Annotated in this window: 14 protein-coding genes; all 14 read left to right on the top strand. The window is 44.4% G+C overall.

Features of this window, described 5'->3' with window-relative positions; all coding sequences use genetic code 11:
• Window positions 1-171: 171 nt before the first annotated feature.
• The 14 genes from pdxA to VRU48_RS17385 all read left to right on the top strand — a co-directional run bounded on the left by pdxA (window position 172) and on the right by VRU48_RS17385 (window position 14,402).
• Window positions 172-1,251 (top strand): 4-hydroxythreonine-4-phosphate dehydrogenase PdxA, encoded by a 1,080-nt coding sequence (pdxA, locus tag VRU48_RS17450; RefSeq protein WP_330109203.1) that lies wholly within the window; start codon window positions 172-174, stop codon window positions 1,249-1,251.
• Between the two features lie 24 nt (window positions 1,252-1,275).
• On the top strand, window positions 1,276-2,127 hold the full coding sequence (locus VRU48_RS17445) for a sulfurtransferase (RefSeq protein ID WP_330109202.1): 852 nt from the start codon (window positions 1,276-1,278) through the stop codon (window positions 2,125-2,127).
• Window positions 2,128-2,347: 220 nt separating this feature from the next.
• On the top strand, window positions 2,348-2,875 hold the full coding sequence (locus VRU48_RS17440; protein ID WP_330109201.1) for a YceD family protein: 528 nt from the start codon (window positions 2,348-2,350) through the stop codon (window positions 2,873-2,875).
• A gap of 19 nt (window positions 2,876-2,894) precedes the next feature.
• Window positions 2,895-3,086 carry a 50S ribosomal protein L32 gene (gene rpmF / locus VRU48_RS17435; protein WP_199140505.1) on the top strand — a complete coding sequence of 64 codons (192 nt, stop codon included), beginning with the start codon at window positions 2,895-2,897 and terminating at the stop codon, window positions 3,084-3,086.
• Window positions 3,087-3,184: 98 nt separating this feature from the next.
• Window positions 3,185-4,123, top strand: coding sequence for a phosphate acyltransferase PlsX (plsX, locus tag VRU48_RS17430; protein WP_330109200.1), 939 nt, complete (start codon window positions 3,185-3,187; stop codon window positions 4,121-4,123).
• Window positions 4,124-4,138: 15 nt separating this feature from the next.
• A complete protein-coding gene (locus VRU48_RS17425; RefSeq protein ID WP_330109199.1) occupies window positions 4,139-5,128 on the top strand; it encodes a beta-ketoacyl-ACP synthase III in 990 nt (329 codons plus the stop codon).
• A gap of 139 nt (window positions 5,129-5,267) precedes the next feature.
• Entirely contained in the window at window positions 5,268-5,747 is a 480-nt protein-coding gene (gene accB / locus VRU48_RS17420) for an acetyl-CoA carboxylase biotin carboxyl carrier protein (protein WP_330109198.1), read from the top strand.
• Between the two features lie 85 nt (window positions 5,748-5,832).
• On the top strand, window positions 5,833-7,173 hold the full coding sequence (gene accC, locus VRU48_RS17415; RefSeq protein ID WP_330109197.1) for an acetyl-CoA carboxylase biotin carboxylase subunit: 1,341 nt from the start codon (window positions 5,833-5,835) through the stop codon (window positions 7,171-7,173).
• Window positions 7,174-7,272: 99 nt separating this feature from the next.
• Window positions 7,273-8,157: a twin-arginine translocase subunit TatC gene (gene tatC, locus VRU48_RS17410; protein ID WP_330109196.1), complete on the top strand. Its 885-nt coding sequence runs from the start codon at window positions 7,273-7,275 to the stop codon at window positions 8,155-8,157.
• Between the two features lie 66 nt (window positions 8,158-8,223).
• Window positions 8,224-8,664, top strand: a complete 441-nt coding sequence (gene rpiB / locus VRU48_RS17405; protein WP_330109195.1) for a ribose 5-phosphate isomerase B — start codon at window positions 8,224-8,226, stop codon at window positions 8,662-8,664.
• A 64-nt stretch (window positions 8,665-8,728) separates the two neighbouring features.
• Window positions 8,729-10,372, top strand: coding sequence for a M28 family peptidase (locus tag VRU48_RS17400; protein WP_330109194.1), 1,644 nt, complete (start codon window positions 8,729-8,731; stop codon window positions 10,370-10,372).
• A 154-nt stretch (window positions 10,373-10,526) separates the two neighbouring features.
• Window positions 10,527-10,736, top strand: coding sequence for a hypothetical protein (locus VRU48_RS17395; protein ID WP_330109193.1), 210 nt, complete (start codon window positions 10,527-10,529; stop codon window positions 10,734-10,736).
• A gap of 253 nt (window positions 10,737-10,989) precedes the next feature.
• Window positions 10,990-12,378, top strand: a complete 1,389-nt coding sequence (locus VRU48_RS17390; protein WP_330109192.1) for a LutB/LldF family L-lactate oxidation iron-sulfur protein — start codon at window positions 10,990-10,992, stop codon at window positions 12,376-12,378.
• Window positions 12,379-12,425: 47 nt separating this feature from the next.
• On the top strand, window positions 12,426-14,402 hold the full coding sequence (locus VRU48_RS17385; protein WP_330109191.1) for an alpha-ketoacid dehydrogenase subunit alpha/beta: 1,977 nt from the start codon (window positions 12,426-12,428) through the stop codon (window positions 14,400-14,402).
• The last annotated feature ends 103 nt before the right edge of the window (window positions 14,403-14,505 follow it).

Raw genomic sequence — 14,505 nt, 5'->3', positions numbered from 1 at the left:
AACATGCTTAACTGCGTTAAAGGCTTCTTAGGTGGTTAATATTTACCACTCAGGCACCTAAGCTTGCTTAAGTATTGATTAATGCGCCGTACCCTACTATCAGAAAACCCAGCAATCTTTGTGGTTAATCATTATAATCGCTAATTTGCGCTAAATTCTTTTTGATAGCGCATGAGTGATAAAGTTAAAATAGGCATCAGCATAGGAGACGTAAACGGCATAGGTTTAGAAGTGATTTTAAAAACCTTATCCGAACATAAGTTATTAGATTATTGCACGCCAATTGTTTACGGGCATACCAAGGTGGCCTCGTTTCACCGCAAATCTTTGCACATGAACGATTTCGCCTTCAACGTAATCAGCAGTGCCGATGCAGCCAATCCGCGCAAGGCCAACATGATCAACTGTTGGGAGGAAGACGTGAAAATAGAACTTGGCCAAGCCAACGAAACCGGTGGAAAATACGCATTTTTATCCTTGCAAAAAGCAACCGACGATTTGCTGAACGGTTCAATCGATGCCCTGGTAACGGCTCCCATCAACAAAAACAACATCCAATCAGAAAACTTCAATTTCCCGGGCCATACCGAATACCTGCAAGAACGCAGCGGGAGCAACGATGTGCTGATGTTCTTGATCAGCGATAGCCTACGTGTTGGCGTAGTTACTGGCCATATCCCTGTTAAAGACGTACCACAGAGCATTACCCAAGAGAAAATCGTGAAAAAGCTACAGCTGATCAACGACAGCCTGAAAAAGGATTTCTGGATAGAAAAGCCAAAAATAGCGGTGTTGGGCCTTAACCCACATGCCAGCGACAATGGCTTGTTAGGTAAGGAAGAACAGGAAATTATCAGTCCGGCCATACAAACAGCTTTCGACAAGGGCATCATCTGTTTCGGTCCTTACCCGGCCGACGGCTTTTTTGGCAACGGCACCTACAAACAGTTCGATGCCGTTTTGGCCATGTACCACGACCAAGGCCTCATTCCTTTCAAAACCATCGCTTTTAGCACGGGTGTAAACTATACTGCCGGATTAAAATTTGTACGTACCTCGCCCGATCATGGCACAGGCTATGATATTGCAGGCAAAAACCTAGCCGACCCAACTTCGTTTATGGAAGCACTTTTTGCAGCCATCCACATTGTGAAACACCGTAGGGAACAGGAAGCCATGTTGGGCAACCAATTAAAAACCGGTGGCAAAATCATTGAAACCGCTGCCGATGTGAAGGATGATGCGAATTAGCAATTGGGCTTAAACTACTACGATATGCCAAACCAAATTTTTCCGATTATACAGCCTGCAGAACTGCTTGCTTTAGCCAACGACCCTAATTTGGTATTGGTTGACGCCAGCGCTGGCTCGAAAGCCAGATACGACGAAAACCACCTGCAAGGCGCTTTGTACATCGACCTGAATACCGATCTGGCCGATATTAAAGCCGACTATGCCGATGGAGGCAGGCATCCCTTGCCTACTATCGACCAATTTGCAACGGTTTTGGGCAAATTCGGGATTTCGCCCAGCACCCATGTAGTGATTTACGACGACAAGAACGGCTCTAACGCGGCCGCACGCTTTTGGTGGATGCTGAAAGCCATTGGCCACCCAAAAGTACAAGTGCTAAATGGCGGATTGAACGCGACCATTGAAGCAGGCTTTGCCACAAGCAGCCAAACTGAAACGGCAAAAGAAACAGGCAAATATCCTATGGGCAATTGGAATTTAACCCAAGCCGATCTTAATGAGGTGGAAGAAGCCAGCAAAAACGGCAAGCAATTGATTATCGACGTGCGCGATGCCAACCGTTATGCCGGCCTTACCGAACCCATCGATCTAATAGCGGGCCATATTCCAGGTGCAACCAATATTCCCTTTACCGAAAACCTGGATAGCAACGGCTGGTTTTTAGCGCCCGCCACCTTAAAGGCAAAATACGAAAAAGCCCTAATCGGTTTCGGCCCTGCGCAAACCATTGTACATTGCGGCTCCGGCGTTACCGCCTGCCATACCTTATTGGCCATGGCCTATGCAGGCTTGCCTATCCCTAAATTATATGTAGGTTCGTGGAGCGAATGGTCGAGAAACGATAAGGATATGGTGCTGGCGCCGAAAGGCTAAGTCGATAGCCCATAGTCTATGGCTGATGGCACATGGTGGATGGCTTGTGGTATTGAGATACAACAATGAACCGATGCTTAATGAACCAATGAACGATCCCAACATCCAACCAGCTAATGCCCAACGAGCTATTGAACCAATGAACCGCATTCTATTTTGCAAAAATATTTCTATTTAAATAAAATTCTTTCTACCTTTGCAGGCTAAAATTTAGTTACAATTGAAAGCGTTAAAACAATTTTCAATCCCGTTTACTGGCTTGAAACTGGGTAAGCACCAGTTCGAGTTCGAGATTGACAAAAGCTTTTTTGATGCATTTGAGTACTCTTTGGTAAAAGATGGAGCACTTAAAGCCACAGTTGAGCTAGACAAACAGGAAACAATGCTCTTGTTGAACTTCCACATCTGGGGAACGATACAGCTGAATTGCGACAAATGTTTAGCTGAATTTGGACAGCCAATTGACCTAAAGGAGAGGCAGATTGTAAAATTTACCGAAGACGAAGGAGAAAGCGATGATTTAGACATCATTATCCTTCACAAAAAGGAAAGCGCTATCGATGTTTCGGAATCGATTTACGAATTCATTACCGTAGCGGTTCCCTACATTAACAGTTGTGCCCAAGCCGGCCAGGAATGTGATCAGCAAATGCTGGCCACTTTAGAAAAGCTATCGGGCGAAAGCACAACGCAAGAAGAAGAACAAAACGACGACCCACGTTGGGCCGCCTTAAAAAAATTAAAATAAATAATTAAACAAATCAGCAATGGCACATCCAAAACGCAAGGTTTCTAAACAAAGAAGAGACAAAAGAAGAACTCACTATAAAGCAGTAGCACCTTCTTTGACCACATGCCAAACTACTGGTGCTGTACACTTACCTCACCATGCGTACAATGTTGACGGCAACTTGTACTACAACGGCAAATTAGTTATAGAAAACACTTCGATAGGTTAATTTTCTGAAAAATTTTTGTGCTTTCCATGAGTTTAAGTTTTAACTTAGACTGATAGAATTAAAAGCGTTTAGCTTAACCGCACAAAAGATTTTTTACTATGAAAATAGGTCTCGATATTATGGGCGGAGACTATGCTCCTAAAGCAATTGTTTTAGGAGCAATAGCGGCCCATCAATCCCTTACTCCCGATCAGCATCTGGTGCTTATCGGAGATACCCAGCAGATTAAACCTCTACTCGCCGATCAAGGATTCAATCCTGATCACTTCGAATACGTACATACCGACGAAGTGATTGGCATGGGCGAACATCCCACGAAGGCCATCCTTCAAAAACCAAATTCAAGCATAGCCGTAGGCTTTCAACTTTTAAAAGAAGGCAAAATCGATTCGTTTGCAAGCGCAGGCAATTCTGGAGCCATGCTCGTTGGTGCCGTTTTTAGCGTTAAAACCATTCCAGGCATTATCCGTCCTTGCTTATGTACCATCGTACCCAAGCTTAAAGGCGGTACCGGTTTGTTGTTAGACGTTGGCGCCAATGCCGACTGCAAGCCCGATACGCTTTTGCAATTCGGCATACTCGGCAGCCTTTATGCCGAAAACGTAATGCAGATCGAAAAGCCCAAAGTGGCCCTGATGAATATTGGCGAAGAAGACGAAAAAGGCAACATGCTCTCGCTGGCTACCTTCCCTTTGATGAAAGAAACCGAGCTTTTCAATTTTGTAGGCAACGTTGAAGGACGCGATTTGTTTAACGACAAGGCCGATGTCATTGTTTGCGACGGTTTTACGGGCAACGTGATGCTGAAACTGGCCGAATCGTTTTATGTGCTGACCATCAAAAAAGGATTAAAGGACGAGTTCTTCGATCGTTTCAATTACGAAAACTACGGCGGAAGCCCGGTTTTGGGCGTAAACGCGCCGGTATTGATCGGCCACGGAATTTCGAGCCCAGAGGCTGTAAAAAATATGATTTTTCAATCCAGAGACATGATCACTACCGGACTGGTAGGCAAAATACAAGCTGCATTCCAATAATTTAAACTTAACACAATGAATAAAATTCACGCTGCTATTACTGCGGTTCACGGTTATGTTCCAGATTATATCCTTACCAATCAGGAACTGGAAACCATGGTTGACACAAACGACGAATGGATTACGACGCGAACGGGCATCAAGGAGCGAAGAATATTAAAAGGCGAAGGCCTGGGCACTTCCGATATGGCTGTGGAGGCCGTAAACGGCTTGCTTAAAAAGAGAGGGATCACGGCCGAAGAACTAGACCTGATCATTTTCTGTACCACCACCCCCGATTTTACATTTCCGGCTACAGCCAACGTGCTGGCCGATAAAATAGGTGCCAAAAATGCCTGGGGCTACGACCTGCAGGCGGCCTGTTCGGGCTTTATTTATGGCTTAACCACCGGCTCGCAGTTTATCGAGGCGGGCAAACACAAAAAAGTATTGGTAGTTGGCGGTGATAAAATGTCGTCCATCATCAATTACGAAGACCGTGCCACCTGCATTATTTTCGGCGATGGTTGCGGTTGCGTATTGCTAGAACCCAACGAAGAAGGCTTGGGCATACAAGATTCGATCTTAAGATCTGACGGTGCCGGGGGCAAATACCTGGGCATGAAAGCTGGCGGCTCTGTCAAGCCAGCTTCGCACGAAACCGTTGATGCCAAAGAGCACTTTGCACACCAGGAAGGACAGACCGTATTTAAATTTGCCGTAACCAATATGGCTGATGTAGCGGCCGAAATTATGGAGCGCAATAGCCTCACTTCCGACGATGTAGCCTGGCTAGTGCCTCACCAAGCCAACAAACGCATTATCGATGCCACCGCTTCGAGAATGGGCGTTGGTGCCGAAAAGGTAATGATCAACATCGAGCGCTACGGCAACACCACCAACGGAACTATTCCGCTTTGTCTATGGGAATGGGAAAGCCAACTCAAAAAAGGCGACAACATTATCTTGGCCGCTTTTGGCGGAGGCTTTACCTGGGGCTCGGTTTACCTGAAGTGGGCCTACTAATTAGTCGATAGTTATTGGGCTATAGACCATGGTCTATAAGCCATAAACCATCAATTATTTGCGATTAAAAAATAAAACAAAAAAACTATAACTTAGTTAATTCATAAGACACCAATTTTTTTAACATAACAACGAAAGAATGGATATTAAACAAATTCAGGAACTCATCAAATTTGTTTCTCGGTCGGGGGTAAACGAAGTGGCGATTGAGCAAGAAAACTTCAAAATTACCATCAAAACCAACCAGACACCTGTTTACGTAAACGCAGCTGTACCTGCGCCAGTGGCCGCCGTATCTGCAGCGCCTGTAGCAGCACCTGCGCAACCAGCAGCAGAAGCAAAAGCACCTAGTGCGCCAGCCGCTGAGGACACCTCGAAATACATTACGGTAAAATCGCCAATGATCGGTACTTTCTACCGCTCGTCTAGCCCTGATAAGCCTGTTTTTGTAAATGTTGGCGACGAAATTGGCGCCGGCAAGGTAGTTTGCATTATCGAGGCCATGAAATTGTTTAACGAAATTGAAAGCGAAGTTTCAGGACGCATCGTTAAAGTATTGGTTGATAACGCTTCGCCGGTTGAATACGACCAACCTTTATTCTTAGTAGAACCTATTTAATCGTAGTGTCCAGATAAGGGACAAAGCTAGCCAGTGAAGACTTCACTTCGCCTAGCCCAAAATCTCTTATCTCAAATATAAAAGCATGTTTAAAAAAATATTAATTGCCAACAGGGGCGAAATCGCTTTGCGTATTATCCGTACCTGTAAGGAAATGGGCATCAAAACCGTTGCGGTTTACTCTACAGCTGATAGAGAGAGCTTGCACGTACGTTTTGCCGATGAGGCTGTTTGTATAGGTCCGCCACCAAGTAAGGATTCTTACCTGAGCATCCCTAATATCATCTCTGCGGCAGAGCTGACCAATGCCGATGCCATCCACCCAGGCTATGGCTTCTTGTCAGAAAACGCCAAGTTTTCGTCGGTTTGCCGCGATTACGGAATTAAATTTATTGGGGCTACACCAGAGCAGATCAATGGCATGGGCGATAAATCATCGGCCAAAGAAACCATGAAAATTGCAGGCGTACCTACCATTCCAGGTTCTGAAGGCTTGCTGGAGAGCGTTAAAGACGGCATCAGAATAGCCAACGATATGGGCTATCCTGTTATCTTAAAAGCTACTGCCGGTGGCGGTGGCCGCGGGATGCGCATTGTGTGGAAAGACGAAGAATTTGAAGCCGCTTGGGACAGTGCCCGTCAGGAATCAGGTGCTGCTTTCGGTAACGACGGCCTTTACCTCGAAAAATACATCGAAGATCCACGCCATATCGAAATCCAGGTTATTGGCGACCAATATGGCAAAGCCTGCCACTTGTCTGAAAGAGATTGCTCTATTCAGCGTCGTCACCAAAAATTGGTAGAAGAAGCTCCTTCTCCTTTTATGACACCAGAGTTACGTCAAAAAATGGGCGAAGCTGCCATTAAAGGTGCTTTGGCCGTAAATTACGAAGGCGCTGGTACCGTAGAGTTTTTGGTAGACAAACACCGCAATTTCTACTTCATGGAAATGAATACCCGTATCCAGGTAGAGCATCCGGTAACCGAAGAGGTAATCAACTTCGACTTGATCAAAGAACAAATCAAAGTGGCAGCTGGCATCCCGATTTCGGGCAAAAACTATACGCCTGATATGCATGCCATCGAATGCCGCATCAATGCCGAAGATCCGTTCAACAACTTCAGGCCTTCGCCAGGCAAGATTACCAATTTCCACTCGCCGGGTGGCCATGGCGTACGCGTAGATACCCACGTCTATGCGGGCTATCAAATTCCGCCTAACTACGACTCGATGATTGCCAAACTGATTTGCGTGGCCCAAACCCGCGAAGAGGCGATCTGTACCATGGAGCGTGCCTTGAGCGAATTTGTGATCGAAGGTATTAAAACCACCATTCCTTTCCATTTGAAACTGATGAAAGACCCTAACTTTAGAGCGGGCAACTTTACCACCAAATTCATGGAAACATTCGAATTCTCAGAATAAAAAAGATTATGTCCAAATAATTTAATCTTTTCATAGATTTAAATCGTAAATACCATTCTATATCAAACAGAATGGTATTTTTGTTTACAACTATTTTCAATGAGCGACAATAAAGCAAAAGACCTGATCGATTCGATCAAAAACAAAGGAAAAAGCCTGGAAGCAGAAATGTCTTTTTTCGACCATCTTGACGTATTGAGGAAACACCTGTTAAGAGGACTACTTGTAGTAACCATACTCACCTGTTTTGCCTTCTACTTTTCCGATTTTATTTGGGGCGATATCATCATGATGCCAAAGAACCCGGGCTTTTGGACTTATCGCATGATGTGCAAGCTTTATGAAATGTTCCCTTCTGTAATTGGCAAGGAGTTTTGTATCACCAAAATCGATGCAAAAATCATCAATACCGAAATGTCGGGGCAGTTTACCTTGCAAATGAACTCTTGTATTACCGCTGGTATCATTTTGGGCATCCCCTATTTGTTGTTCGAAATCTGGTTGTTCATTAAACCTGCCCTGTTAGAAGCCGAGCGCAAATCGGCCAGTGGCTTTGTATTTTTTGCCTCTGTTCTGTTCTTCTTAGGCGTGCTCTTTGGGTATTATATCATCTGTCCGCTTTCTATCAACTTCTTGATCAACTTTACCGTCGATCCGAGCATACAAAATACCTTCACCATCGATTCCTATCTATCAACGGTATTGACCTTGACTTTAGGAACGGGTATCATCTTCCAATTGCCTGTAATCATCTTTATCCTTTCGAAACTAGGTATAATGACACCTAAGTTTATGCGGAAGAGCAGAAGATATGCGGCCATTTTAATCTTGGTGGTTGCAGCCGTGGTTACCCCTACTGCCGATCCATATACGATGATGATCGTGGCCATGCCGTTGTTCTTGTTGTATGAATTAAGCATCATGATTTCGGCCAACATCGAAAAGAAAAAACTGAAAGCAGAAAAAGAACTCTATAAAAGTTAGTCTTAAGATTTGAGGCCGCAACAAAAAATTTACGCATAAGCTCCATAATTCTATATAAATTTGAGAATGGCTACAAACCAAAAATTAAAAATTGCGATTGGCGCAGACCACGCCGGTTTTGAATACAAAGAAATGCTCAAAACCTACCTGTCAGACTATGAAGTAAAAGATTTTGGCACGCACAGTGTAGATTCGGTCGACTATCCCGATTTTGCACACCCGGTGGCTTCGGCGGTAGAAAGCAAGGAATTTGATTTCGGAATTTTGGTTTGCGGCAGTGCCAACGGCGTAGCCATTACGGCCAATAAGCATCAACAGATCAGGGCTGCCATTTGCTGGGAAAAAGAAATTGCTGCACTGGCCAGACAGCACAACAACGCCAATATCATCTGCATTCCGGCAAGGTTTGTATCGCCTGAATTGGCCAAAGAAATGACAACCACTTTTTTGGATACGCCTTTTGAAGGAGGCCGACACGAGAAGAGGGTTGACAAAATAGCTTGCTAACAATTATTTATAACAACCAAACCTTAGGCCGATGAACTGTAGGCCAAGGTAGAACTTAACCAAAATGATGAAAAAACAATTTCTATACACCGGGCTGGCAGTCATGCTGAGCCTGAGTGCGGTAGCGCAACAAGACCAGAACGCTGTCAAATTTGGCCAAATCATCAATGCTCAACGAGGCAGGGCACACCTGTCTATCTTAGCCTCAGACGAATATGAAGGTAGAGAAACCGGCAAAAAAGGTGCTTGGATGGCTGCCGACTACATTAAAAAACAATTCCAAAGCTTTGGCTTGAAAGGCCCCGTTAAAGGTGGCAACGATCCTTATTTCCAAAAAGTTGATTTGGTTACTTATGACCTTACCCAAAGCTCACTTTCGATCAACGGAAAAGCCAAACAAAAAAACACCGACTTCCTGATTTCGAATGCCAGCGTTGGCATCAATGGCTTGGATATCAACGCCAATGAAATCGTTTTTGCAGGTTATGGTATCTCAAGAGATGGCTATAACGACTTCGACGGCATTAACGTGGAAGGAAAAGTAGTAATGGTATTTGCCTCGGGAGATCCAACAGCGAAAACTTCTGATACTGAAAAGCCTAACCAACGTGCCATCATGATGGCTAGACAAAAAATGATGAGCAATATTGCCAAAAACAAACCAAAAGCAATTTTGTTAATCGACCCTAATTTTGACAAAACCCCTAATTACCTCAAAGAAGCCTCGGCAAATGGACGTATCATGTTAAAGAATGCGGCTAGCGCCAAAGCGCTTGAAAGGCCAATTCCTTACGTAACCATTACCATTTCTCCAGCAACTGCTGATGAAATTTTAAAGGCAGGCTCGACTTCGGTTGCTGCGGTTACCCAAAAAATTGCTGAAAGCGGCAAACCAGCTTCCCAAGTGTTGAATGTTTCACTTGTAGCAAACGCAACCAAAAAAGAAAATGCTCACCGTGGCGAAAACGTATTGGGTTTCTTGGAAGGTTCTGATGCAAAATTGAAAAATGAAGTATTGATCATCACTGGCCACTACGACCATATTGGTTTGGTACAAGATCCTAATGCCAAAGACAAAGTAAACAATGGTGCCGACGATGACGGTTCGGGTACAACTGGTGTTTTATTAATGGCTGAGGCTTTCTCTAAAGCCAAAAAAGCGGGCAAAGGCCCTAAAAGAAGCATCTTGTTCATGACCGTAGTAGGTGAGGAAAAAGGTCTTCTAGGTTCTGAATGGTATTCAGAAAATCCCGTATTCCCAGTAGAAAACACCATTGCAGATTTAAACACCGATATGATTGGCCGTGTAGGCGAGCCTTATTTGGGCAAACCAGACAGCGCCAACTATGTATATTCGGTAGGTTCTTTCAAATTGAGTACCGAATTGGGCAAAATCGCCGAGCAGGTGAACGATACCTATACTAAAATGAAACTGGACTATAAATTTGACGATCCAAAAGATCCTCAACAAATCTATTATCGTTCTGACCACTACAATTTCGCCAAATTGGGCATCCCTGTAATTTTCTATTACGATGGTATGCTAGAGCAGGATTATCATCAACCTGGCGATGAGATTAGCAAAATCAATTTTGACTTGCTGGCTAAACGTGCACATCTTACTTATTATATCGCATGGGAGCTGGCCAATAGGGCTAACCGACCAGTGGTTGACAAGAATGCAGACGGTTCGTCTAAAACTAACTAATCAGCCACAAATTAAAAATCACCGATACGCGGTTTCTCTTATTCTTTAGTAGCTTTTAGAATAAGCTTAAAGCATAAGGATCTTATTGATTTTGTGCACAATGTTTTTTAAATTTACTATCAACATGGATAACTAAATATTTAAAACCTAAAACATGAAAGCACTAAACAAATCAGAAATGAAGGAAATCCTTGGAGGTGTCGCAGCTGGCTACTATTGTTGCGCATACACCTTTGACCCTGCAAATGGTGATATGTACCACAAATGTGGTATTACCATTGAAGATGCACAAGCACGTGTAGAGCAAGAAACCAACAATGGCTGGTTCTCTTATTATGAGTGCGGAGTTGAACGCGTTGATTAATCATAAAGAGAAAAACAAGTTTACATTTCAATCAAAAAACTCACGATAGTAATGCTATCGTGAGTTTTTTGCTTAATAGACTAGCATCGGGCTTTGGTCTTTTAAATCTCATTGCTGATCGAGAAAACATTTCCCGACCAACTTGACGAACACTTGCGAAGTTTTTAAAACTTCGCAAGTGTTCTCTTCAAAAGGATATACGCCTACCTTACATTTTCCGTTATCCATTTTACATTTTATAGTATATTTGGACATGAGTAAAACGGCAGAAGATTTTTTGGTAAAAGCTGATGAAAAAGCTTTTGATGTAGCGCACCGTAAAACGATCAATTTCAATATTGGCAGATACAATACCGCCGTAGAGCGGGGCCTTTCCAAATTCGAAAACCTCGAAAACTCAAAGAAAAAAGCACATACCATCAAATGGCGCGTGATGGAAAACCTCGACAAGCTCCTGCCCGAATTCGAAGCCAACTTCCAGAAACGGGGTGGCAAGGTAATTTGGGCCAACGATGCGGCCGAGGCGCAAAAGGAAATCCTCAATATCATCCAAAAAGCTGGCGGAAAAACGGTCATCAAATCCAAATCGATGACAACCGAAGAAATCCACCTGAACGAATTCCTGGAAGCACACCACATCGAATCATTAGAAAGCGATCTGGGCGAGTACATTGTACAACTCTTGGGTCAGGCACCTTACCACATTGTAACGCCTGCTATGCACCTGAGCAAGGAGCAGATTGCCGAACTGTTTCATGAAAAATTTGGTACCCCAATAGATGCCACACCCCAGCAACTCACCCAAAAAGCCAGGGAACTGTTGCGCGAGAAATACCTAACCGCCAACATCGGCATATCAGGAGGCAACTTTTTAATTGCCGATACCGGAAGCATTGCCCTCACCGAAAACGAAGGCAACGCGCGTTTATCAACCACCTTTCCTAAAATCCATATTGCCATTGTAGGCATCGAGAAACTGATTCCTTCTATAGCGGACCTCGATCTTTTTTGGCCCTTGTTGGCCAGTCACGGTACGGGACAAAACCTCACAGTTTACAATACCATTTTAAGCGGTCCGCGCCAAGTCAACGAAACCGATGGTCCGGAAGAAATGTATGTGGTGTTGCTCGACAATGGCCGAACCAATCTTTTGGCCCAAAAAGAACAGCGCCAAGCACTTTACTGCATACGTTGTGGTGCCTGCCTAAATGCCTGTCCGGTTTATAAAAATATTGGAGGCCACACCTACGATACGACTTATAGTGGACCTATCGGCTCTATCATCACCCCACATTTTAAGGGAATGGCCGAGTTTAAGCACCTCAGCTACGCTTCTAGTTTATGTGGCAAATGCTCGGAAGTATGTCCGGTAAAGATAGACATCCACAAAATGCTCTTACTGAACAGGCGCGATGCGGCCAGTACCCATGAAAACAGCAAAACAGAAGAAATTGGCTGGAAACTTTGGAAAAAAGGCATGCAAAAACGTTCGTTGATGGATATGGTTGGTGGCAAAGCCAAGAATTTCTTTTTGAAAAGGTTCTTTAAAAAGAGCTGGGGCAAATACCGCAGCATGCCCGAAATTGCCAACAAGTCGTTTGCTAAGCAGTGGGAGGAAAAACAGAAAAATCCAGAATCTTAGGCCAAAGATCACTAGCTTAGCTAAGCTTAAAAACCTAACCAAATTATATGCAGTTCGACAGAAAAGGTAAAGACAATGCACAACTGTTGGCTTTTTACAAGGCCATACTTTATCCCAGAATGGTTGAAGAAAAAATGCTCATCCTTTTAAGGCAGGGCAGAATTGGCAAATGGTTTTCGGGCATTGGTCAAGAAGCCATTGCAGTAGGCAGTACTTTGGCCATGCAAAGCGACGAATATATTTTGCCGATGCATCGCAACCTGGGTGTTTTTACCAGTCGCAACATTCCCTTAAAAAAGCTGATGGCCCAATGGCAGGGCAAAATCTCGGGCTTTACCAAAGGTCGCGATCGCTCTTTCCACTTCGGAACGCAGGATTATAAAATCATTGGCATGATTTCGCATTTGGGTCCGCAAATGGCCTTGGCCGATGGAATTGCATTGGCCGATGTTATTGCCAAACAACAAAAGGCTACCTTGGTATTTACCGGCGAAGGCGCTACTAGCGAAGGTGATTTCCACGAGGCCATCAACGTGGCATCGGTATGGAATTTACCGGTTATTTTTCTCATCGAGAACAACGGCTATGGCCTTTCTACTCCAATAAACGAACAGTTCAACTGCAAACATTTGGTAGATCGAGCCATTGGCTACGGCATAGAAGGCATCCAACTGGATGGCAATAACCTATTGGAAGTATACGACACGATTGACCGTGTTGCTCAAGATATCAGAACTAAGCCTCGTCCCGTACTCATCGAATGCCTTACGTTTAGGATGCGTGGCCACGAAGAAGCTTCGGGTACTAAATATGTACCCCAACATCTTTTCGACGAATGGGTGATTAAAGACCCGGTTAAGAATTTTGAAGCTTATCTTGTTGAACAAGGCATTTTAAACGAGGAGCTTATCGGCACCATCAAAAGCGAATTCAAGGCAAGCATTGAAACCGAGGTTGAAGAAGCCTTTAACGAAGCAGAACCTACCGCTAATGAATTGGCCGAAGAAGTTGACATGTATGCACCTTATCAACCCGAGGCAACAGCTCCCGGTACTGCACAAAGCGAAAAACGCTACCTCGACGCCATTAGTGATGGCCTGCGCGAAAGCATGCAAAAACACCCGAACCTGGTAATCATGGGACAGGATATTGCCGAGTATGGCGGTGCCTTTAAGATTACCGAGGGCTTTGTAACCGCTTTTGGCAAAGAAAGGGTGCGCAATACCCCAATCTGCGAATCGGCGATTGTAGGCGCTGGTTTGGGCCTTTCTATCAATGGTTATAAAGCGGTGGTTGAAATGCAATTTGCCGATTTTGTAAGCTGTAGCTTTAACCAAATCGTCAACAACCTGGCCAAAACGCATTACCGCTGGGGCGAAAAAGCCGATGTAGTGGTACGCATGCCTACGGGTGCGGGTACAGGCGCAGGGCCTTTCCACTCGCAGAGCAACGAAGCCTGGTTTACCAAAACCCCGGGCTTAAAAGTAGTCTATCCTGCCTTTCCGGCTGATGCCAAAGGCTTGTTGATCAGTGCCGTTAACGACCCTAATCCGGTGATTTATTTCGAACACAAATACCTGTACCGCAGCTTGAGTGGCTTAGTGCCCGACGGTTATTACACCACCGAAATCGGCAAGGCTAAGGTATTGCAACAGGGCAAGCAGTTGAGCATTATTACCTATGGATTAGGCGTCCATTGGGCACTTGAATATTTAGCCAAACATCCCGAAATTTCGGCAACCTTGGTTGATTTGGTAAGTCTGCAGCCTTGGGACAAAGATGCCGTAACCAACGCCGTTAAAGCTACAGGCAGGGTGATTATTTTACATGAAGACACTTTAACAAACGGCTTTGGCGCAGAGCTTTCGGCCTGGATTGCCGAACATTGTTTCGAATATTTGGATGCTCCAGTAATGCGCTGCGCGAGCTTAGATACCGCCATCCCGATGAGCAAGGTACTGGAAGAAGATTTTTTGGCGAAGAAAAGACTGGAGGAAGTTGTAGAAAGAATTTTAACTTATTAAAAAGGGGCAATTAGCCCCCCTTTTTTATTTTCTTGACCAGTTTGGTATTTTCAATCTGGCGACTAGAAAGATGCTAAGTCATTTTACCTGATTACTGAGTGCG

It is taken from the genome of Pedobacter albus, assembly GCF_036324255.1.
GTDB lineage: Bacteria > Bacteroidota > Bacteroidia > Sphingobacteriales > Sphingobacteriaceae > Pedobacter > Pedobacter albus.
The sequence above is the reverse complement of the archived record's forward strand: the minus strand, read 5'-3'. Positions and strand labels throughout refer to the sequence as shown.

Coding starts and splice junctions, on each gene's coding strand:
- VRU48_RS17400 (WP_330109194.1), top strand. CDS start 8,729: ATGATGAAAAAACAATTTCTATACACCGGGCTGGCAGTCATGCTGAGC.
- accC (WP_330109197.1), top strand. CDS start 5,833: ATGTTTAAAAAAATATTAATTGCCAACAGGGGCGAAATCGCTTTGCGT.
- VRU48_RS17425 (WP_330109199.1), top strand. CDS start 4,139: ATGAATAAAATTCACGCTGCTATTACTGCGGTTCACGGTTATGTTCCA.
- VRU48_RS17385 (WP_330109191.1), top strand. CDS start 12,426: ATGCAGTTCGACAGAAAAGGTAAAGACAATGCACAACTGTTGGCTTTT.
- VRU48_RS17395 (WP_330109193.1), top strand. CDS start 10,527: ATGAAAGCACTAAACAAATCAGAAATGAAGGAAATCCTTGGAGGTGTC.
- rpiB (WP_330109195.1), top strand. CDS start 8,224: ATGGCTACAAACCAAAAATTAAAAATTGCGATTGGCGCAGACCACGCC.
- accB (WP_330109198.1), top strand. CDS start 5,268: ATGGATATTAAACAAATTCAGGAACTCATCAAATTTGTTTCTCGGTCG.
- VRU48_RS17445 (WP_330109202.1), top strand. CDS start 1,276: ATGCCAAACCAAATTTTTCCGATTATACAGCCTGCAGAACTGCTTGCT.
- VRU48_RS17390 (WP_330109192.1), top strand. CDS start 10,990: ATGAGTAAAACGGCAGAAGATTTTTTGGTAAAAGCTGATGAAAAAGCT.
- rpmF (WP_199140505.1), top strand. CDS start 2,895: ATGGCACATCCAAAACGCAAGGTTTCTAAACAAAGAAGAGACAAAAGA.
- plsX (WP_330109200.1), top strand. CDS start 3,185: ATGAAAATAGGTCTCGATATTATGGGCGGAGACTATGCTCCTAAAGCA.
- pdxA (WP_330109203.1), top strand. CDS start 172: ATGAGTGATAAAGTTAAAATAGGCATCAGCATAGGAGACGTAAACGGC.
- tatC (WP_330109196.1), top strand. CDS start 7,273: ATGAGCGACAATAAAGCAAAAGACCTGATCGATTCGATCAAAAACAAA.